This is a genomic window from Martelella mangrovi, assembly GCF_040545495.1.
In the GTDB taxonomy this organism is placed as follows: Bacteria; Pseudomonadota; Alphaproteobacteria; order Rhizobiales; family Rhizobiaceae; genus Martelella; species Martelella mangrovi.
Genome location: NZ_JBEPLY010000005.1, coordinates 124,762 through 144,500, shown reverse-complemented (window position 1 = coordinate 144,500; position 19,739 = coordinate 124,762). Strand labels below are relative to the sequence as shown.

Annotated in this window: 15 protein-coding genes; 7 read left to right on the top strand and 8 right to left on the bottom strand. The window is 60.9% G+C overall.

Features of this window, described 5'->3' with window-relative positions; all coding sequences use genetic code 11:
* Positions 1-4: 4 nt before the first annotated feature.
* The gene (locus ABID12_RS09595) at positions 5-802 is read left to right on the top strand and encodes a DUF72 domain-containing protein (protein WP_354434032.1); all 798 of its coding nucleotides are present in this window, start codon (positions 5-7) and stop codon (positions 800-802) included.
* On the opposite strand, the gene ABID12_RS09590 is transcribed toward ABID12_RS09595, so the two are convergent.
* Positions 795-2,261, bottom strand: a complete 1,467-nt coding sequence (locus ABID12_RS09590) for an NAD(P)H-hydrate dehydratase (protein WP_354434031.1) — start codon at positions 2,259-2,261, stop codon at positions 795-797. The two genes, ABID12_RS09595 and ABID12_RS09590, sit on opposite strands and share 8 nt — an antisense overlap.
* A 354-nt stretch (positions 2,262-2,615) precedes the next feature.
* Here ABID12_RS09590 and ABID12_RS09585 point away from each other — a divergent pair, with 354 nt between their 5' ends.
* From ABID12_RS09585 to hspQ, 3 genes are all read left to right on the top strand, one after another.
* Positions 2,616-2,954 carry a P-II family nitrogen regulator gene (locus ABID12_RS09585; protein ID WP_024707846.1) on the top strand — a complete coding sequence of 113 codons (339 nt, stop codon included), beginning with the start codon at positions 2,616-2,618 and terminating at the stop codon, positions 2,952-2,954.
* A 73-nt stretch (positions 2,955-3,027) separates the two neighbouring features.
* Positions 3,028-4,437 (top strand): type I glutamate--ammonia ligase, encoded by a 1,410-nt coding sequence (gene glnA / locus ABID12_RS09580; protein ID WP_319520023.1) that lies wholly within the window; start codon positions 3,028-3,030, stop codon positions 4,435-4,437.
* 152 nt (positions 4,438-4,589) lie between these two features.
* On the top strand, positions 4,590-4,919 hold the full coding sequence (gene hspQ / locus ABID12_RS09575) for a heat shock protein HspQ (protein WP_106305280.1): 330 nt from the start codon (positions 4,590-4,592) through the stop codon (positions 4,917-4,919).
* A 98-nt stretch (positions 4,920-5,017) separates the two neighbouring features.
* Here hspQ and ABID12_RS09570 read toward each other — a convergent pair whose 3' ends face one another.
* Positions 5,018-5,674, bottom strand: a complete 657-nt coding sequence (locus ABID12_RS09570) for an invasion associated locus B family protein (RefSeq protein WP_354434030.1) — start codon at positions 5,672-5,674, stop codon at positions 5,018-5,020.
* Between the two features lie 254 nt (positions 5,675-5,928).
* Here ABID12_RS09570 and ABID12_RS09565 point away from each other — a divergent pair, with 254 nt between their 5' ends.
* Complete coding sequence (locus tag ABID12_RS09565) at positions 5,929-7,746, top strand: extracellular solute-binding protein (RefSeq protein ID WP_354434029.1); 1,818 nt, start codon at positions 5,929-5,931, stop codon at positions 7,744-7,746.
* 206 nt (positions 7,747-7,952) lie between these two features.
* Positions 7,953-8,597: a DsbA family oxidoreductase gene (locus tag ABID12_RS09560; protein WP_354434028.1), complete on the top strand. Its 645-nt coding sequence runs from the start codon at positions 7,953-7,955 to the stop codon at positions 8,595-8,597.
* Positions 8,598-8,687: 90 nt separating this feature from the next.
* Here the strand turns inward: ABID12_RS09560 and mfd are convergent, their stop codons facing one another.
* Positions 8,688-12,194 (bottom strand): transcription-repair coupling factor, encoded by a 3,507-nt coding sequence (gene mfd, locus ABID12_RS09555; protein ID WP_354434027.1) that lies wholly within the window; start codon positions 12,192-12,194, stop codon positions 8,688-8,690.
* 12 nt (positions 12,195-12,206) lie between these two features.
* A complete protein-coding gene (locus tag ABID12_RS09550) occupies positions 12,207-12,509 on the bottom strand; it encodes a succinate dehydrogenase assembly factor 2 (RefSeq protein WP_319520018.1) in 303 nt (100 codons plus the stop codon).
* Between the two features lie 94 nt (positions 12,510-12,603).
* Here ABID12_RS09550 and recG point away from each other — a divergent pair, with 94 nt between their 5' ends.
* Positions 12,604-14,703, top strand: coding sequence for an ATP-dependent DNA helicase RecG (recG, locus tag ABID12_RS09545; RefSeq protein ID WP_354434026.1), 2,100 nt, complete (start codon positions 12,604-12,606; stop codon positions 14,701-14,703).
* 6 nt (positions 14,704-14,709) lie between these two features.
* Here the strand turns inward: recG and ABID12_RS09540 are convergent, their stop codons facing one another.
* From ABID12_RS09540 to ABID12_RS09525, 4 genes are all read right to left on the bottom strand, one after another.
* Positions 14,710-15,210 (bottom strand): GNAT family N-acetyltransferase, encoded by a 501-nt coding sequence (locus tag ABID12_RS09540; RefSeq protein WP_354434025.1) that lies wholly within the window; start codon positions 15,208-15,210, stop codon positions 14,710-14,712.
* Between the two features lie 60 nt (positions 15,211-15,270).
* Positions 15,271-17,100, bottom strand: a complete 1,830-nt coding sequence (gene glmS, locus ABID12_RS09535; RefSeq protein ID WP_354434024.1) for a glutamine--fructose-6-phosphate transaminase (isomerizing) — start codon at positions 17,098-17,100, stop codon at positions 15,271-15,273.
* Between the two features lie 24 nt (positions 17,101-17,124).
* Complete coding sequence (glmU, locus tag ABID12_RS09530; RefSeq protein ID WP_354434023.1) at positions 17,125-18,486, bottom strand: bifunctional UDP-N-acetylglucosamine diphosphorylase/glucosamine-1-phosphate N-acetyltransferase GlmU; 1,362 nt, start codon at positions 18,484-18,486, stop codon at positions 17,125-17,127.
* A gap of 158 nt (positions 18,487-18,644) precedes the next feature.
* Positions 18,645-19,721: a BMP family ABC transporter substrate-binding protein gene (locus ABID12_RS09525; protein ID WP_354434022.1), complete on the bottom strand. Its 1,077-nt coding sequence runs from the start codon at positions 19,719-19,721 to the stop codon at positions 18,645-18,647.
* Between the last annotated feature and the right edge of the window lie 18 nt (positions 19,722-19,739).

Here is a 19,739-nt window from a genome sequence, read left to right as displayed (position 1 = left end):
GGCAGTGACAGCAGGCAAAATCCGCGTCGGAATCGGCGGATGGACCTTCGATCCGTGGAATGAATCCTTTTATCCCGACAAGCTGCCGAAAACCCGGCAGCTGGAATATGCCGCGGGCCAGCTTCGGGTTATCGAGGTGAACGGCACCTATTATTCCTCACAGAAACCCGCCACGTTCGCCAAGTGGGCGGCGAGCGTGCCGGATGGTTTCGTGTTTTCCCTGAAGGCAAGCCGCTACTGCACCAACCGCAAGAAGCTGGCGGAGGCGGAAGGTTCGATCGAAAAGTTTCTCGGTCAGGGCATCACCGAACTGGGCGACAGGCTCGGGCCGATCCTGTGGCAGTTCATGCCGACAAAGAAATTCGAGCCTGACGACTTTGAGGACTTTCTGAGGTTGTTGCCGCAAACACGTGACGGCATTAAGCTTTCTCACGCAATCGAGGTCCGTCATCCATCCTTCCTGACGCCGGATTTTGTCGGGCTGGTGCGCCGCTATGGCGCAACGATCGTCTGTGCGGATCATCCGGAATATCCGATGATTGCCGATGTTACCGGCGATTTCGTCTATACCCGCCTGCAGAAGGGCGCGGATGACAATCCGCGCTGCTATCGCGATGCGGATATGGATGTCTGGGCCGGGCGCCTGCGCTCCTGGGCCGAAGGCGACACGCCGGACGACCTGCCGCGCCTTGATGACACTGCGCAGAAGAAGACGCCGCGCGACGTCTATGCCTTCTTCATCACCAATGGCAAGGTCCGTGCGCCGGCCGGCGCCATGGCCTTGCAGCAGAAATTCAGCTGATCGCGCTGAAGCGCGGCAGGTGGCCGGGCAGGTCCTCGGCCGTCAGCCCCTCGCCTGCCCGATTTGCCGCATCCCCGTGAAGCCAGGCACCGGCTGCGGCCGCTTCGAAGGCCGGCATGCCCTGCGCCAGAAGCCCGCCGATAATGCCGGCAAGTACGTCCCCCGAGCCGGCGGTCGCCAGCCATGGCGGCGCATCCGCATTGATCGCGATCCGGCCATCGGGCGCGGCGATCACGGTATCGGCGCCCTTGTAGAGTACGACGGCATTGGCGCGTCTGGCCGCGCGGCTTGCCTTTTCCGGCTTTCCGAAGGTGTCGTGTTTCGAGATATCGGGAAAAAGCCGCGCGAATTCGCCCTCATGCGGCGTCAAAACGCAATGCGGCTCCGTCCCGGCCAGAAGGCCAAACAGCTGTTCGGGCGCTTCGGCAAAGGATGTGATGCCGTCGGCATCGAGCACCAGCGGCCGTGCGGCAAGGGCTTCAACAAAGGTGCGCGCCTTTTCCCCGACGCCGAAACCGGGCCCCAGCACAAAGGCGGACAGGCGCTTGTCGGCAAGCCAGTCTTCAAGCGCAGCCACGTCGGAAACCGGTTTCATCATGACGGCGGTGAGATGGGTTGCGGCCACAAGCGCTGCATTGGAGGGCACGGCCAGCGTAACCAGTCCGGCGCCGGCCCTGAGCCCGGCCATCGCCGAAAGCCGTGCTGCGCCGGTGGCCGAAGGGCCGCCGCTGAACACGCCGAGATGGCCCCGCCGGAACTTGTGTGAAGAGGCTGAAAGCGCCGGCAGGCTGGCTTTGAAAAGCGCCGGCGTGTTCAGGTGATGTGCCCCGCCCGCCTCTGCCAGAATGCGTTGCGGGATGCCGATGTCGAACACTTCCAGACTGCCGCAATGCGCCCGCCCCGGCAAAAGATAATGACCGGGTTTGGCCCGCATGAAGGTGACCGTGTGCGCTGCCCGAAACGCGCCGCCAAGCACCTGACCGGTGAGCCCGCCGACGCCTGAGGGCAGATCGACCGCAATCACGGGAACGGCGGCATCCGTGACGGCTTCGATGATTTCACAGAGATTGTCTGACAGGGGACGCTGCAAACCCGCGCCAAACAACGCATCGATAACCACCTCGCCGGGATAAAGCCGGTAGTCAGGAATCGGCCGGCTTTCGATGGCGCAATCGATTCGGGCGCGACGGGCATCGCCCGCAAGCTTTTCGGGATCGCCAAGATGAAAGATCGCAACCGGCACACCGGCCGCTTTCAGGGCCTCGGCAGCAACATAGCCGTCGCCGCCATTATTGCCCGGCCCGCAGAAAACCGTTGCCCGCGAGGCGCCGGGAAACAGCCGCAGGAACGCGGCGGAAACGGCGTGTCCGGCCTTGATCATCAGTCCATAGCTGTCGATCCCGCTTTCCGCCGCCAGCCTGTCGGCATTGCCCATCTCTTCCGGTGTCAGAAGCAGCATTTTTCGACCTCCGTCTGTTGCGGCCGAGTAGAACGCCAAACCGGAAGGCAGCGCAAGTGCGGATCGGCTTTGTTCATCCAGTAAGCAATTGCCTATAATTTGAACATTATTGACTGCTTAAACGCCAAGCATAAGGTAGTGTCGGTGGATGGAGCGAACCGGCCTTGACGCAAACCGGCCTTTTGGCCAAACCTGAATTCCGACGCACAGGCATGTCGTCGCGGCATTCGGAAAAATGACTTTCATTTTGACATTTTTTATAAGGAATTCTATCGAGTTGGCATGCAATGTGCATCTGAAGTTCCGAGCGGGCCAACGCCTGTTCCAACGGGAGAAGCGGAGAGCAATTTTCTCATGAAAAAGATCGAAGCGATCATCAAGCCTTTCAAGCTCGACGAAGTGAAGGAAGCCCTTCAGGAAGTCGGCCTGCAGGGCATCACTGTCACAGAGGCGAAAGGCTTCGGGCGCCAGAAGGGTCACACGGAGCTTTACCGTGGCGCCGAGTACGTCGTCGACTTTCTTCCCAAAGTCAAAGTCGAAGTCGTGCTGGCAGACGACAATGTGGATGCCGTCATCGATGCCATCCGCAATGCCGCGCAGACCGGGCGCATCGGCGACGGAAAAATCTTCGTTTCCAATGTCGAGGGCGTCGTGCGCATCCGCACCGGCGAAACCGGCGTTGACGCCATCTGATCCATCCCTCCTCTTTTCGTCCGAAAAGTCGGGGAATCCCTATCGTCATCTTCTTATGCAAGGAAAACGTTAAATGACGACAGCTGCTGAAATTATGAAACAAATCAAAGACAACGACGTCAAGTTCGTCGATCTGCGGTTTACCGATCCCAAGGGTAAGCTGCAGCACGTGACGATGGACGTTTCGGCTGTCGATGAAGACATGTTCGCCGACGGCATCATGTTCGACGGTTCGTCGATTGCCGGCTGGAAAGCCATCAACGAGTCCGACATGGTCCTCATGCCCGACACTGCGACGGCCCACATGGACCCCTTCTTCGCACAGTCCACCATGGCTGTTTTCTGCGACGTTCTCGAGCCGCTGTCCGGCGAAGCCTATAACCGCGACCCGCGCGGCACGGCCAAGAAGGCCGAAGCCTACCTGAAGTCGACCGGTATCGGCGACACCACCTTCTTCGGTCCCGAGCCCGAATTCTTCGTCTTCGACGACGTTCGCTTCTCCGCCGAGCCCTACAACACCGGCTTCCAGCTCGACAGCACCGAACTGCCGTCGAACGCCTTCACCGAATATGAAACCGGCAATATGGGCCACCGTCCGCGCACCAAGGGCGGCTACTTCCCGGTTCCCCCGGTCGACAGCGTTCAGGACATGCGCTCGGAAATGCTGACGGTTCTGGCCGAAATGGGCATCACCGTTGAAAAGCATCACCACGAAGTGGCATCCGCCCAGCACGAACTCTGCATGGTGTTCGACACGCTGACGCGCATGGCTGACAAGACCCAGATCTACAAGTACGGCGTTCATCAGGTTGCCCATGCCTATGGCAAGACCGCAACCTTCATGCCGAAGCCGGTTTACGGCGACAATGGCTCGGGCATGCACGTTCACCAGTCGATCTGGAAAGACGGCAAGCCGACCTTTGCCGGTGATGAATATGCCGGTCTGTCGGAAACCTGCCTGTACTACATCGGCGGCATCATCAAGCATGCCAAGGCCATCAATGCCTTCACCAACCCGCTGACCAACTCCTACAAGCGTCTGGTCCCGGGCTTCGAGGCTCCGGTTCTGCTGGCCTATTCCGCCCGCAACCGTTCGGCATCCTGCCGTATCCCGTTCGGCTCCTCGCCGAAGGCCAAGCGCGTTGAAGTCCGTTTCCCCGATCCGGGCGCCAACCCCTACCTCGCCTTCGCAGCACTGATGATGGCCGGCCTCGACGGCATCAAGAACAAGCTGCACCCCGGCGATGCCATGGACAAGGACCTCTACGACCTGCCGGCCGAAGAGTTGAAGGAAATCCCGACCGTTGCGACCTCGCTGCGTGAAGCGCTCGAGAGCCTCGACAAGGATCGTGAGTTCCTGACCGCCGGCGGCGTGTTCGACGACGACCAGCTCGACGCCTACATCGAACTGAAGATGGAAGAAGTGCTGCGCTTCGAAATGTCGCCGCACCCGGTCGAATTCGACATGTACTACTCGGTCTGATCCCGGATCGTATCGGGTATTTTCAACCTGATGACCGGTCGCCCTCGGGCGGCCGGTTTTTTCATGGGTTTCAACGGGTTTTGCGGCGAAGTCGATACAGCCCTTGCAGTCGCACCGGTGCAGTTCCATATAATGTCCGAAAGGAAATGCTCATGAAAATACGCGAAGCGAAATACAATATCGGCGATATCGTGCGCCACCGTACGCTTCCCTTTCGGGGCGTGGTATTCGATGTCGATGCGGAGTTTTCCCGTACGGATGAATGGTACAATTCCATCCCGCCTGAAATCCGGCCGGACAAGGATCAGCCATTCTACCATCTCGTCGCTGAAAACGAGGAGAAAGGCTATGTCGCCTATGTGTCGGAAGCCAATCTTGAACCGGATATGAGCGGTGAACCGCTGCGCAATCCGCAGATCGGCGAGGTTTTCACGGTGACGGACAATGGCCAGCTGGCGCCGCGCTATACGGTATCGCACTGACTGAACGATGATCGGCGGTTTGCCGGTCCGGATATGAAAAAAGGCCCGGTCGCATTAATGCGGCCGGGCCTTTTTGTGTTCAGTATTCGGAAAACCGATCAGTTGCCGGTTGCGTTCTGCTGCGCTTCCTCGATCTTCTTGCGGCGGTCGACGGCCATCTTCTGGATCGACTCGTCAAGATTGCGCTGGCTTTCAACGAGATCGGACTGGCTGACGGGGTCGCCGTCAAAGGCCGCGGTGAAGCCGCTCAGTGTGATTTCGACCGGATTGGGCTGCTGACGCACATTGACGGAGGTGAAGGTCACGTTGCCGCCGCGTTTCATGGCGTTGACCAGCGTATCGGTCAGCGGCGCCTGGGCAATGCACTGCTCGTTGGTGCAAAGCGCGTATTCGATGCGCTGCGGGCTGGAGGTGTCGATCTGCATGGCTACGCCGGCCGGAATGACCCTGAACGTGGGAACGGTGACCTGCAGCATCGCCTGGCCGTTGCCGCCCTGCGGCTGGATCAGCCCGACAGCCGTCAGGACCTGGCCGTTTTCAGCACGCGCGTAATTCTGAACAATGCAGACACCGGCCTGGCCGTTGTCGTTACAGGTCTTGAACCAGCCCTGCGTGGGCAGTCCACCGCCCTGCTGCTGTGCAGGCTGCTGCTGCGCGGGCTGCTGTTCCTGAGCCATAGCGCCGCCAGCCGAAATGCCGGCAATCGTGAAAGCGCAAACCGCGACATGCTTCATAAATCTGGCGCGTGAAAGCATGAAAAATCTCTCCTGGTTCGTCTGCATGAGGTTAGTGGTGCTGGAACCTGCATGCCTAATGTTACCGAAATGCGGCAGACCGTCCCTGTTTCGGGCCTCAACCGCCAGTGTTTCCCCTGATATCGTCACACAGGGCCATGATCCACCCCCGAAAACGTCTAAATTGCCTCGAGAGGCAAAATCGCGCTGGTATTTCGTCAATGGCGGCCCTCATGCTAGTTTCCACTGTCAAAGGATCACGACAGGACGAATCAATGCGCTTAATTGTTCCTCTCCTCGTTTCGGCGGCATGGGCGGGCGTCGCTGCGGCCGATCCGCTTTACGGCATCGCCATGCATGGCGACCCTGCTCTTGCACCGGACTATCAGCATTTCAGCTACGTGGACCCCGATGTCAAGAAGGGCGGCGAGATCACCTATGGCGTGGTCGGCTCCTTCGATGCGCTCAATCCATTCGTGCTGAAGGGCATGCGCTCGTCGGCCCGCGGGCTTTGGGACGAGATTTTTGGCAATCTCGTGTACGAACCGCTGATGCAGCGCTCACGCGATGAGCCGTTCACGCTCTACGGCCTGCTCGCCGAAACCGTTGAGTGGGACGAGGACCGCACCTTTGTCCAGTTCAACATGAACCCGGATGCGAAATGGTCCGACGGCGAGTCGGTGACGGCCGATGATGTGATCTTCACCTTCAACCTGCTGAAGGACAAGGGCCGCCCGCCCTATAACCGACGCCTCGCGCTCGTCGAAAAGATGGAAAAAGTCGGCGACAACAGCGTGCGCTTTACCTTCAACGCCGATGCCAACCGCGAAACCCCGCTGATCTTCGCGCTGATGCCGGTGCTGCCGGAACATGCGATCGATCCGGAAACTTTCGATACCGCCACGATGACCACGCCGGTCGGTTCCGGTCCCTACAGGATCGCCTCTATCGACCCCGGCCAGCGCATCGTTTACGAACGGCGCGACGATTACTGGGGCAAGGACACGCCCTCCATGGTCGGTTTCGCCAATTACGACAAGGTGACGATCGACTATTATCTTCAGGATTCGACGCTGTTCGAAGCCTTCAAGAAAGGCGCCGTCGATGCTTATATCGACGAAGATCCCGGTCACTGGGCCCGCGCCTATGATTTTCCCGCCGCGAATGAAGGCCGTGTGGTGAAGGATGAATTTCACCCCCAGACACCGACCGGCATGATGGGGTTTGTCTTCAACACGCGAAGACCGAAATTCGAGGACGTGCGGGTGCGCAAGGCGCTGTCCGACATCTTCGATTTCCAGTGGGTGAACCGCACGCTGTTCGACAACGCCTATGTCCGCACCGAAAGCTACTGGCAGAATTCCGATCTCGGCGCCTATGGCAACCCGGCGACCGAGACTGAGCGCAAGCTGCTGGAAGACGCTGTCGACATCATCGATCCCGAAATTCTGGCCGGCGATTACAAAATGCCGGTAACCGACGGTTCCGGCGCCGATCGCAAGGTGCTGGGGGCTGCGGTGCGGCTTCTGGCCGAGGCCGGGTACAGGATCAGCGACGGCAGGATGATCGGGCCGGACGGCAACCACCTCGCCTTCGAGCTGATGACAACCAATGCCGCGCAGGAAAAACTGGCACTGGCCTATCAGCACTCGTTAAACCTGATCGGCGTGGGGCTGAGCATCCGCACGGTCGATGACGCCCAGTATCAAAAGCGCCTCAACACCTTCGACTATGACATGATCGTTCTGGTCGCGCCGGGCTTCTACTACAAATCGTCGCTGTCTCCGGGTGCGGAACAGGTCTGGCGCTGGGAATCGCGCTCGCGCGATATCGACGGCACATTCAATTTTGCCGGTGTGGCCAGCGATAATGTCGACCGCATGATCGACGACATGCTGGAAGCACGCACGACGGAGCATTTTACGGATTCCGTGCGCGCGCTTGATCGTCTGCTGGTCAATGGCCACTACATGCTGCCGCTCTATCACCGCGAAGGCCAGTGGGTTGCACACTGGAGCGATATTGTCCCGCCCGCAGAAACACCTATCTACGGCTATCAACTTCCCACCTGGTGGGATGCGTCCGCGCAGTAATGCGTGACCCGGGATGCTCTCTCTCTTTCGGGTCATGCTCGGGCTTGACCCGAGCATCCAGGCAATACGGAGAATGTGGCCTGGACCCTCGGGTCAAGCCCGAGGGCGACACGGATTTGAGGTCGGCCCTGGTGTCAAAAATTGATGAGGCTGCTGTGCCTATTCCGAGCGCAGCAATGTCTTACAGACTCAAGGAAAGGAACGGTATGAACACCGTAACAATCGACGCCGTCATCGATGTCGTCTGCCCGTGGTGCTATCTGGGCAAGGCCCGCCTCGACCGCGCCATATCCGCACTTGAAGGCGATGTTGAAGTGGTCGTGCAATGGCGTCCCTTCGAACTGGATTCGACCATTCCGCCGGAAGGCGTCGACAATCAGGCCATGCTGGCCGAAAAGCTCGGCAGTCCGATCCGCCGCGATGAAATGCAGGCCGATCTCACCGAACTGGGCCGCGAAGAAGGCATCACCTTCAATTTCAACCGGATCCTGATCCGCCCGAACACGCTCGATGCCCACCGCCTGCTGTTGTGGGCGCATACGGAAAGCATCGCGATGCAGAATGTGGTGATCGACCGGCTCTACAAGGCGAATTTCGAGGAAGGCCGCAATATCGGCGATCATGCGGTGCTGGCCGATATCGCCGCCGAAAGCGGCATGGACCGCGAGATGGTGTCCCGTCTGCTGGCCAGTGATGCCGATGTGGAAACGGTGAAAAACGAGATCGCCAATGCCGAGAAAATGGGCGTCACCGGCGTGCCGTTCTTCATCCTCAATCAGAAATACGCATTAAGCGGCGCGCAGCCCGTCGACGTCATGCAGAACGCCCTGCAACAGCTTGCCGCCGCATAACAGCGGAGGCTTCACGCCCCTGTATGGAGAGTGGTGTCGCGACAGACGCGACTGCCCCTCGGGACAAGCCCGAGGGCGCTGAGGGAATATTCAGGCAGCCGCGGCGATCTTCGAAAGCTTGTTCATGATGATCGCGGCCTGTCCCAGGCGCTTGTCCGGCGTCGGCAGGTCGCGATTGAAGAACACGCTCTGATCGGGCCTGATCTTGGCCGAAACGCTCTGTTCGGCAATAAACTGCACCAGACCGGCCGGGTTCGGAAATTCCTGATTGCGGAATGTAACGACAATGCCCTTGGGGCCGGCATCCAGTTTCTCGACATTGGCGGTGCGGCACAGCGACTTGATGAACACGACCTTCAACAGCGACTGCACTTCATCCGGCATCGGCCCGAACCGGTCGATCAGTTCGGCGCCGAAAGCGTCGATGTCGCCGGCATCGTTGAGTTCGCCGAGACGGCGATAGAGCGCCATTCTGAGGTTCAGATCGGGCACATAGCTTTCCGGGATCATCACCGATGTCCCCAGCCCGATCTGCGGCGACCAGTCGCTGCCGCCGGCATCCTCATCGCCCTTGGCTTCGGCCACAGCCTCTTCCAGCATCTGCTGGTAAAGCTCGAAACCAACCTCCTTGATGTGGCCGGACTGTTCCTCGCCGAGAAGATTTCCCGCCCCGCGAATATCGAGATCGTGGCTGGCCAGCTGAAAACCGGCGCCGAGCGTGTCGAGCGACTGCAACACCTTCAGCCGGCGGTCGGCGGTATCGGTCATGCGCTTGTTGGCCGGCAGCGTGAACAGCGCAAAGGCGCGGATTTTCGAGCGCCCGACCCGGCCGCGCAGCTGATAGAGCTGCGCCAGCCCGAACATGTCGGCGCGGTGGACGATCAGCGTATTGGCCGTCGGCACATCCAGCCCGGATTCGACAATCGTGGTCGACAGCAGAATGTCATAGCTGCCGTCGTAAAAGGCGTTCATGATGTCTTCAAGCTGGCCTGCGGCCATCTGCCCGTGAGCAACGGCGACCTTTAATTCCGGCACCTCCGACTGCAGGAAGGCATGCACTTCCTCAAGGTCCGAAACGCGCGGGCAGACGTAAAAGCTCTGTCCGCCGCGATAGTGTTCACGCATCAGGTTTTCGCGGATCACCAGCGGATCGAACGGCGAAATGAAGGTGCGCACCGCCATGCGGTCGACCGGCGGCGTCGTGATCAGCGACAGTTCGCGCACGCCGGTCATGGCAAGCTGCAGCGTGCGCGGGATCGGCGTTGCCGAGAGCGTCAGCACATGCACATCGCTCTTCAGCTCCTTCAGCCGCTCCTTGTGGCGCACGCCGAAATGCTGTTCCTCATCGATGATCAGCAGGCCGAGATTGGCGAATTTGATCGATGAGCCAAGAAGCGCATGGGTCCCGACCACGACATCGACCCTGCCTTCGGAAAGGTCCTTCTTGGTCTGGGCCAATTCTTTACTGCTGACGAGACGCGAGGCCTGCGCCACCTTGATCGGCAGACCGCGGAAACGCTCCACGAAGGTCTTGTAATGCTGGCGCGCCAGCAATGTGGTGGGCACGACCACGGCCACCTGAACGCCGTTCATGGCCGCAAGGAAAGCCGCGCGCAGCGCAACCTCGGTCTTGCCGAAGCCGACGTCGCCACAGATCAGCCGATCCATCGGCCGGCCAAGGCCGAGATCGCCGCGCACGGCTTCGATGGCATTATACTGATCCTCGGTTTCCTCGTAGGGGAACCGCGCGGCAAACTCGTCGTAAAGCCCCTCGGTCGCCACCAGCGGCGGTGCGGTCCGCGTCGCCCGCTTGGCGGCAATCGCGATCAGCTCGTCGGCCATGTCCAGGAGGCGTTTCTTCAGCTTCGCCTTCTTGGCCTGCCAGGCGCCGCCGCCCAGCCGGTCCAGAGGCACATCGGCGGAATCGGAACCATACCGCGACAACAACTCGATATTCTCGACCGGCAGAAACAGCTTGGCATCGTCGGCATAATGCAGTTCGAGACAATCGCGCGGCGCACCGGCGGCCTCGATCGTTCTCAGGCCTGCGAACCGGCCGATCCCGTGTTCGGCATGAACCACAAGCGCGCCTTCATCCAGACCGGACACTTCCGAGATGAAGTCGCTGGCTTTCCTGTTCTTTCTGGTCCTGCGGACCAGCCGGTCACCGAGAATGTCCTGTTCGCCGATGACATGAAGATCGCCGGTTTCAAAACCGCCTTCGAGGCACAGAACGGCGCTCGCCGCCTCGCCCTTTGCAAGTCGTTCCAGATCGGCCAGCGCCTTGACCGGCTTGACCTTGGCAAGACCGTGTTCCTTCAGCACCTGCAACAGCCGGTCGAGGGAACCCTCCGACCAGCCGGTGATCAGAACCTTGCCGCCCTTCGCGCGGGTCTCCGCAATATGGCGAACGGCTTCCTCGAACACATTGGCGCGCTCGCCGTCATCGGCCTTGCGCGCCTGCGCGGCAACCGCCCAGCGCGGCCCGGCATGGGCCTCGAGCGTAACCACCGGCTTGCCGACTGCCGAGGCCTCGTTGAACGGCGACAGCCGAAGCGCATGCATGGCTTCAAGCCCGGCTGAAAACGCGTTCTGGTCGAGATAGAGCATATCCGGCGGCACGGGCTTGTAGGGCGCGCCCTGCCCGGCCTGGCCCGCACCGAGATTGGAACGGCGGGCCTGGTAATAATCCTCGATCAGTTCGGCTCTTTCCCCTGCGGCCTCACGCGCCGTGTGGTCGAACACGATGTTGAAACCGGACAGATAGTCGAACATGGTTTCAAGCCGCTCGTAAAACAGCGGCAGCCAGTGTTCCATGCCGGCATAGCGGCGGCCTTCGGAAACGGCCTGATAGAGTGCATCGTCGCGGGTCGATGCCCCGAACAGCGAAAGATAGTTCTTGCGAAAGCGCGCGATATTCGCGTCGTTCAGCGTCACTTCGCTCATGGCGTTGAGATCGAAAGCCTTGACCGAGCCGGTGGTGCGCTGGCTGGCTGCATCGAAGGACCGGATCGATTCCAGCGTATCGCCGAAGAAATCAAGGCGGAGACCATTGTCGGCGCCGGGCACGAAAACATCGAGAATGCCGCCCCTGACGGCAAATTCGCCAACGGCACGCACGGTCGGCACCCGCTCGAAACCGGCATCGGAAAGCTTGCGGACAATCACCTCCATGTCGATCACCTGACCGGCACGGGCGGAAAAGCCGAGCGTTGAAACGACATCGCGCGGCGGCAGTTTCTGCAGCATCGCATTGACGGTAACGAGGATGATTGCCGGATGCGGTTTTTCGGCATGGGCAATCAGGCCGGACAAGGCCGAAAGACGCCGCGCCGAAGTGTCGGCGCCGGGCGAAACCCGGTCATAGGGCAGACAGTCCCAGGCGGGCAGCGTCAGCACCGGAATATCGGGGGCCGCGAAACCGAGCATCTGCTCGAAATCGGCAATCCGCTGGCCGTCGGAGAGCACATAGGCCACCGATTGCCCCGCGCGCGCCATTTCCGCCAGCACCAGCGGTTCGGTGCCCGGCACGGCGTTGGCAATCGTGACGGCGCCGCTGAGGCCATCCAGCTTTTTCGGGTTAAATCCGGCTATCATGTTTTTTAGTCTTCAGATGTCTTTTTCGACCGGGTCGAAATCCGGCTTGTAGGCACAAATTCTGTCGAAAAGCGGAATACGCAAATGTTCGGGCACGGGATCGGCGCCGTTGATCCACCGGATCAGATCATTGTCTTCCTCGGCCATGATCATTTCGAAAACGTCGAGCATGTCATCGTCCATGTCGGCGAGGTTTTCCTCGGCAAATTGTCCGAGGATCAGGTCCATCTCGCGGATACCGCGATGCCAGCAGCGAAACAGCATGCGGCGGCGGCGGGGGTCGAGATCGGCGCTCGAACGTTTCAAACCGGTCATTTCCAAAAACCTTCTTTGTTGATTGGTCTCTATAACCGCTCGTTTCGCGCTTGTCAGCCTTGCCAAAGCCCTTCTTCCGGTCCAATTGGGAATAATGCGACCGGCTCTGCTTGATCCATTGTTCGCGCCCGTCACCGCGCTTGCGGGGATAGGGCCGAAGCTTGAAAAAGTGCTCGCCCGCCTGACCGGGCGCGATGACGAGGTGCGCGTGGTCGATCTGGTGTTTCACACACCGTCCTCGCTGATCGACCGACGGCTGAGACCGGGCATTGCACATCTGCCCGAGGGCGCGATTGTCACCGTCGAAGGCCGCGTCGACCGTCACCAGCCGGCGCCTGCCCGCTCAAACGCGCCCTACCGCGTCTTTCTGCATGATGATACCGGCGAACTGACGCTGACTTTCTTCCACGCCAGAGCCGACTGGCTGGAACGCTCGCTGCCCGTCGGCGAAACGGTTCTGGTGAGCGGACGCGCCGAGTGGTTCAACGGCCGCCCGTCAATGGTGCATCCCGACTATATCGTCAGCGCCGACAAGGCCGATACCCTGCCCGATTGCGAACCGGTCTACCCGATGACGGCGGGTCTGTCGCCAAAGGTGCTGCGCCGGGCGATTGAAAACGCCACCGAGCGACTTCCCGCCTTTCCCGAATGGATCGATGCGGAAATCGTCAAGCGGCAGGGATTTCCACCGCTGAAGGACGCGCTTCTCGCCCTGCATAATCCGCGCGACGAGACCGATCTCGATCCACAGGCGCCCGCCCGGCGCAGGCTTGCCTATGACGAACTGCTGGCCGGCCAGCTTTCGCTTGCGCTGGTCAGAAGCCGGATGCGCCGCTCCAAGGGACGGCCGGTTCATCCAAGCGGCGCATTATCGGGCAAGGTGCGTTCCGCCCTGCCCTTTGCGCTGACCAGCGGACAGGAAGACGCTATCGCCGCCATTCTCTCCGACATGGGCCAGGACACGCGCATGTTGCGCATGCTTCAGGGCGATGTCGGGTCCGGCAAGACGGTCGTCGGCCTGATGGCGATGCTGGCCGTTGTCGAGGACGGCGGCCAGGCCGTTTTGATGGCGCCGACGGAAATCCTTGCGCGTCAACATTACGAGGGCATCGTGACCCTTGCCGAAAAGGCCGGTGTCGAGGTCAAGCTGTTGACCGGCAAGACGAAGGCGCGCGAACGCCGCGTCATCGAGGAAGAAATCGCCGATGGCACGGCGCGGATCGTCATCGGCACCCACGCATTGTTTCAGGACAATGTCACATATCACGACCTCAGGCTGGCGATCGTCGACGAACAGCATCGTTTCGGCGTTCACCAGCGGCTGAAACTGACCGCCAAGGGCATGGCGCCGCATCTTCTGGTGATGACTGCGACGCCGATCCCGCGCACGCTGGTGCTGGCCGCCTTCGGCGACATGGATGTCTCGAACCTGACGGAAAAACCGGCGGGCCGAAAGCCGATCCAGACCGTCACGATCCCGACGGAGCGGATCGGCGATGTGGTTGGCCGTCTGCGGCAGGCGCTCGACGAAGGAAAAAAAGCCTACTGGATCTGCCCGCTGGTGGAAGAATCGGAAGCCGTGGATCTCGTTTCCGCCGAGGAACGGCGCGAAACGCTGGCAAAGGCGCTCGGCCCCGAACATGTCGGCCTGGTTCACGGGCGGATGTCGTCCGGCGACAAGGAAGCGGCGATGGAAGCCTTCAAAAGCGGCGAAACCCGGCTTCTGGTGGCAACCACGGTGGTGGAGGTCGGCGTCGACGTGCCGGATGCCACGATCATCGTCATCGAACATGCCGAACGCTTCGGTCTGGCCCAGCTCCACCAACTGCGCGGCCGTGTCGGGCGCGGCAACGAGGCCTCGTCCTGCATCCTGCTTTACAAGGGACCGCTGTCGGAAACCGGCCGGGCGCGGCTTTCGGTGCTGCGCGAAAGCAATGACGGCTTCAGGATTGCCGAGGAAGATCTGAAGCTTCGCGGCGAAGGCGAGCTTCTGGGCACGCGCCAGTCCGGCATGCCGGGCTTCCGTTTCGCCAATATGGAGGCCCACAGCGACATTCTGGCACTTGCCCGCAAGGACGCCGCCTATGTCGTCAACCGCGACCCCGAGCTTGCCGGAGAACGCGGCACGGCGCTGCGCATGCTGCTCTATCTCTTCCGTCGTGACGAGGCGATCCGCTATCTGAATGCCGGATAGGCCGTTTCAGACCTCGCCGAAAAAGGCGCGGTGAAAGGCAACCTCGCCGGACGGCATTTCATCCTCGAACGGCAGCAACAGCAGGTTTTCAGGCGGCACGCCGCTCTGCGAAACAACATTTTCCGCGCGAAAGCCGAAGCGTCCGTAAAACTCGGGATCGCCGACCAGAACGGCCCCCATTGCGCCGTCATCCTTCAAAAGTTCGATCCCGCCGAGCATCAGCGCCGAGCCGATGCCCTTTCCCTGATAATCCGGATCGACCGCCACCGGACCGACACCGAACCAGTCTTCCGTGCCGTCGGAGAAGCCGACCGGGGAAAACGCAACCTGACCGACAAGCCGGCCGTCGACTTCCGCCACCAGCGACAGGGACAAGGCCCCGGCCTTTCTGAGCCGCCGGATGATCGCCGGCTCGCTGCCATCGCTGTGGGGGTGGCCGTAAAAGGCCCGCCGGACAAGCGCATCGACGGCGCTGACATCATCGGGGCGTTCGCGACGTATTTCCATGACGTGATCCTCCCTTCAGCAGAGACTATCACAAATCCGGGGTGCAAATCTTGATCCGCCTCACTCCACCGTCACCGCCTTGGCCAGGTTGCGCGGCTGATCGGCATCGGTGCCCATGAACACGGCCGTATGATAGGCCAGCAACTGGATCGGAAGCGCAAACACCATCGGTGCGATGAATTCCGGCATGTCCGGCAGCACGATGGTTTCCATGGTCTTCAGATTGGAGGCGGCGGCGCCAGCCTCATCGGTGATGAACACGATGCGGCCATCGCGGGCGGCGACTTCCTGCATGTTGGAGACGGTTTTTTCGAAGAACCGGTCATGCGGCGCAATCACGATTACCGGCATGTTCTCGTCGATCAGCGCAATCGGCCCGTGTTTCAGCTCGCCGGCGGCATAGCCTTCGGCGTGGATATAGGTGATTTCCTTGAGCTTCAGCGCGCCTTCCAGCGCAAGCGGATAGCTGGTGCCGCGGCCGAGATAGAGCACGTGGTGGAAGCGCGACAATTCACGCGCCAGCCGCTCGATCTGCGGCTGCACGGTATGCAGCACCTTGTTCATCAGTCGCGGCACTTCGGACAGTTGATGGACCAGCGCCTGTTCATCCTCGACCGTCAGCGTTCCGCGTTCGCGGCCCGCGCGCAGCGCAAGCGATGCCATCAGCGCAAGCTGGCAGGTAAAGGCCTTGGTCGAGGCGACGGAAATTTCAGGCCCGGCAAGGATCGGGAAAACCGCATCCGATTCCCGCGCAATCGTCGAGCCGGTAACATTCACCAGCGCGCCGGTCTTCACGCCATTGGCCTTGCAATAGCGCAGCGAGGCCAGCGTGTCGGCGGTCTCGCCGGACTGCGAGATGAACAGCGCAAGCTGGTCTTTCGACAGCGGCATTTCGCGATAGCGGAATTCGGACGCCACATCGATTTCGACCGGAAGCCGGGCAAAGCGCTCGATCCAGTACTTGCCGATCAGGCCGGAAAGATAGGCGGTGCCGCAAGCTGCAATCGCAAGCCGCGAGACATTGGAAAAGTCGATGCCATCGCTATCCGTCAGGATGCGCTGATGGGCGAAATCGCAATAATGACCGAGTGTGTGGGAAATCACTTCCGGCTGATCGAAGATTTCCTTTTCCATGAAATGGCGGTGATTGCCCTTGTCGATCAGCATGGAAGACAATTGCAGCGGCTGGCGCTTTCGCGAAACGGGCGCACCGGAAAAGTCGCAGAATTCCACACCGTCGCGGTCAACAATGGCCATGTCACCGTCCTCGAGGTAGGAAATCCCCTCGGCAAACGGTGCCAGTGCAATCGCATCCGAACCGACATACATTTCCGAAGCGCCATAGCCGACGGCAAGCGGCGGACCGAAACGGGCGACATAGAGCGTTTCCGGCCGGTCCTGAAACAGGATCACCAGCGCAAAGGCGCCGGTTACCTTTTTCAGCATCGCCAGAACGGCATCGCGCGGCGCCATGCCTTCACCGCGATACCGCTCCAGCAGTCTGGCCACGATTTCGGTATCGGTATCGGTTTCGAAAGCCGTGCCGCCGGCGGACAGCTCGGCGCGCAATTCGGCGAAATTCTCGATGATGCCGTTGTGGACCACAGCCACATTGCCGGCGATATGGGGGTGAGCGTTGACCTCGTTGGGCACGCCATGGGTGGCCCAGCGGGTGTGCGCAATGCCGGTGATACCGTCGACCGGGTCTTCGGCAAGGCGGGTGCGCAGGTTTTCCAGCTTGCCCGGCGCCCGGCGTCGGGAAAGCGCGCCGTCGCTTTCAATCACCGCAATGCCTGCGGAATCATAGCCGCGATATTCAAGCCGTTTCAGCGCGTCCACGAGGCGTTCAGCAACCGGTTCACAGCCGACAATTCCGACAATTCCGCACATTCCGATAAAATCTCCGCTGAATTTCTATTTCTGCGACTGCTTTGCAGCCTTGATGGCAAGCGAACGGGCGCGGATACGTTCGGCGCGCCCTTCCCGGTTTTCCTGTCGTCCGCGCCCGATGGCCAGCGCATTGTCCGGCACATCGGCGGTGATCACGCTGCCCGATCCGACATAGGCGCCGTCGCCGATGGCAACAGGCGCGACCAGTGCCGAATTCGAGCCGATGAAGGCATTTGCGCCAATCGTGGTCTTGAACTTGTTGATGCCGTCGTAATTGCAGGTAATCGTGCCCGCGCCGATATTGGCCTTCGCCCCGATACTGGCATCGCCGATATAGCTGAGGTGGTTGACCTTGGCGCCTGCACCAATATCGCCGTTCTTCACCTCGCAGAAATTGCCGACCTTGGCATCGTCATGCAGCACCGCACCGGGCCTGAGCCGCGCAAACGGGCCGACCTGGCTGCCGGAGGCAACTGTTGCCCCCTCGATATGGCTGAAGGCATGGATGGTGACATGCGCGGCAATCGACACGCCGGGGCCGAAGCGGACATTGGGCTCGATCACCGTATCGGGGCCGATCTCGGTATCATGCGACAGGAACACCGTTTCCGGCGCAATCATGGTCACGCCGGAGAGCATCAGTTCGCGGCGACGGCGGTTCTGCCAGATCCGTTCCAGCTCGGCCAGTTCGGCGCGGTTGTTGCAGCCGAGCACTTCTTCCGCATCAGCCATCACCACGCTGGCCCGCCCGCCCTTCGCAAGCGCGACTTCGACGACATCCGTCAGGTAGAATTCGCCCTTGGCATTGTCATTGCCGATCGCATCCAGAAATTCCAGAGCACGGCGGCCGTTGATCGCCATCAGTCCGCTGTTGCAAAGCGTGACGGCGCGCTCCGCGTCGCTTGCGTCCTTGTCCTCGCGAATGGCCGTCAGCGCGCCGTCGCGCACCAGAAGCCGGCCATAACCGGCGGGATCGTCCGCTTCGAAACCGATGACGACCACATCGCTGCCATCGGCAAGTGCCGCCCGTGCCCGGTTCAGGGTATCAGCGGTCACCAGCGGCGTGTCGCCATAGGTCACGATCAGATCATCGAAGCCTGCGGCAATGGCTTCGCGCGCAGCGAGCACCGCATGGGCCGTGCCGAGCCGTTCGGTCTGCTCAAATGTCCTGATGGTTCGCCCGGCTGCAGCACAGGCGACCGCGACCTTTTCGCCGTCGCGGCCGACAACCAGAACGGTTTCATCGACGCCGGAACGGCCAACCGTATCAGCCACATGGGCTGCGATCGCGCGGCCTGCCACTTCATGCAGCATCTTGGTTTTGTCGGATTTCATCCTTGTGCCGTCGCCGGCGGCAAGAACGATGGCCAGAGCGCTGCGTGACATGAAACCTCCATTTGCGAACCGGTTACCGCTTTTAGCTGAATCGTGCCCGAGAGGTATTCAAAAATTATGAATGAAGTTTATCTGTTTTCCGCGTTGTGTGCAGTGCAACAAAAAAGGCGCCCTTGCGGACGCCTTCCCTGCATGATTTTCGGCTGAAATCACTCCGACTTCGGAATGGAGCCGTCAACGCCTTCCACCAGAACATTGAGGCCGAGCAGCGTGCCGTCATCGGCTTCCTCGCCTTCGGCCAGCCACGGCGTGCCGTCCTGCAGCGTGACAGGGCCGGTGAACGGCTTCAGTTCGCCGGAGATGATCTTGGCTTCGGTTTCCTCTGCCAGCGCCTTCACGTCATCGGGCATGTTGGTGTAGGGCGCCATTGTCAGGATGCCGTCCTTCAGGCCGTCCCAGCTCTGTTCCGACTCCCATGTGCCGTCCTGAACCGCCTTGACGCGCTTGATGTAGTAAGGCGCCCAGGTATCGAGGATCGATGTCAGCTGGGTGTCTGGACCGGCCTCGATCATGTCGGAAGCCTGGCCGAAGGCCTTGATGCCGCGCTCGGCGGCAATCTGCATCGGGGCGGTGGTGTCGGTGTGCTGCGCCAGAACGTCGACGCCCTGGTCGATCAGCGCCTTGGCGGCGTCAGCCTCGCGGCCCGGGTCGAACCAGGTATTGGCCCAGACGACCTTGGTCACGAAGTCCGGGTTTACCGACTGCGCGCCCAGTTCGAAGGCATCGATGCCCATGACAACTTCGGGAATCGGGAACGAGCCGATATAACCGCCGATGCCGCTTTCGGAGATCGAGCCGGCGATGACGCCGGAGATGTAACGGCCTTCATAGAAGCGCGAATTGTAGGTCGCGACATTGTCGGCGGTCTTGTAGCCGGTGGCGTGTTCGAACTTCACGTCCGGATATTTGGCGGCAACCTTCAGCGTCGGCTCCATGAAGCCGAAGGAGGTGGTGAACACGATGGTGCAGCCGGAACGGGCCATGCGCTCGATGGCGCGCTCGGCATCCGGGCCTTCGGGCACGTTTTCGATATAGGCGGTTTCGATGTCCAGCGTGTCTTCAAGCTGCTGGCGGGCGATGTCGTGCGCCTGTGTCCAGCCGCCATCGGTTGCCGAGCCGACATAGACGAAGCAGGCCTTGACGTCTTCCTGGGCGGCAGCGCCCGTGGCGGCAAAGCCGGCGATGACGGCCGCGGAGGCGGCCAGAGCGAATTTCAGGGATTTCATCGTTCACCTCTTTCGGTT

Excerpts from the sequence above, each read along its gene's own strand:
- ABID12_RS09560 (WP_354434028.1), top strand. The coding sequence starts at position 7,953 with ATGAACACCGTAACAATCGACGCCGTCATCGATGTCGTCTGCCCGTGG.
- glnA (WP_319520023.1), top strand. The coding sequence starts at position 3,028 with ATGACGACAGCTGCTGAAATTATGAAACAAATCAAAGACAACGACGTC.
- ABID12_RS09565 (WP_354434029.1), top strand. The coding sequence starts at position 5,929 with ATGCGCTTAATTGTTCCTCTCCTCGTTTCGGCGGCATGGGCGGGCGTC.
- recG (WP_354434026.1), top strand. The coding sequence starts at position 12,604 with ATGCGACCGGCTCTGCTTGATCCATTGTTCGCGCCCGTCACCGCGCTT.
- ABID12_RS09570 (WP_354434030.1), bottom strand. The coding sequence starts at position 5,674 with ATGCTTTCACGCGCCAGATTTATGAAGCATGTCGCGGTTTGCGCTTTC.
- ABID12_RS09585 (WP_024707846.1), top strand. The coding sequence starts at position 2,616 with ATGAAAAAGATCGAAGCGATCATCAAGCCTTTCAAGCTCGACGAAGTG.
- ABID12_RS09590 (WP_354434031.1), bottom strand. The coding sequence starts at position 2,261 with ATGCTGCTTCTGACACCGGAAGAGATGGGCAATGCCGACAGGCTGGCG.
- glmU (WP_354434023.1), bottom strand. The coding sequence starts at position 18,486 with ATGTCACGCAGCGCTCTGGCCATCGTTCTTGCCGCCGGCGACGGCACA.
- ABID12_RS09540 (WP_354434025.1), bottom strand. The coding sequence starts at position 15,210 with ATGGAAATACGTCGCGAACGCCCCGATGATGTCAGCGCCGTCGATGCG.
- hspQ (WP_106305280.1), top strand. The coding sequence starts at position 4,590 with ATGAAAATACGCGAAGCGAAATACAATATCGGCGATATCGTGCGCCAC.
- glmS (WP_354434024.1), bottom strand. The coding sequence starts at position 17,100 with ATGTGCGGAATTGTCGGAATTGTCGGCTGTGAACCGGTTGCTGAACGC.
- ABID12_RS09550 (WP_319520018.1), bottom strand. The coding sequence starts at position 12,509 with ATGACCGGTTTGAAACGTTCGAGCGCCGATCTCGACCCCCGCCGCCGC.
- ABID12_RS09525 (WP_354434022.1), bottom strand. The coding sequence starts at position 19,721 with ATGAAATCCCTGAAATTCGCTCTGGCCGCCTCCGCGGCCGTCATCGCC.
- mfd (WP_354434027.1), bottom strand. The coding sequence starts at position 12,194 with ATGATAGCCGGATTTAACCCGAAAAAGCTGGATGGCCTCAGCGGCGCC.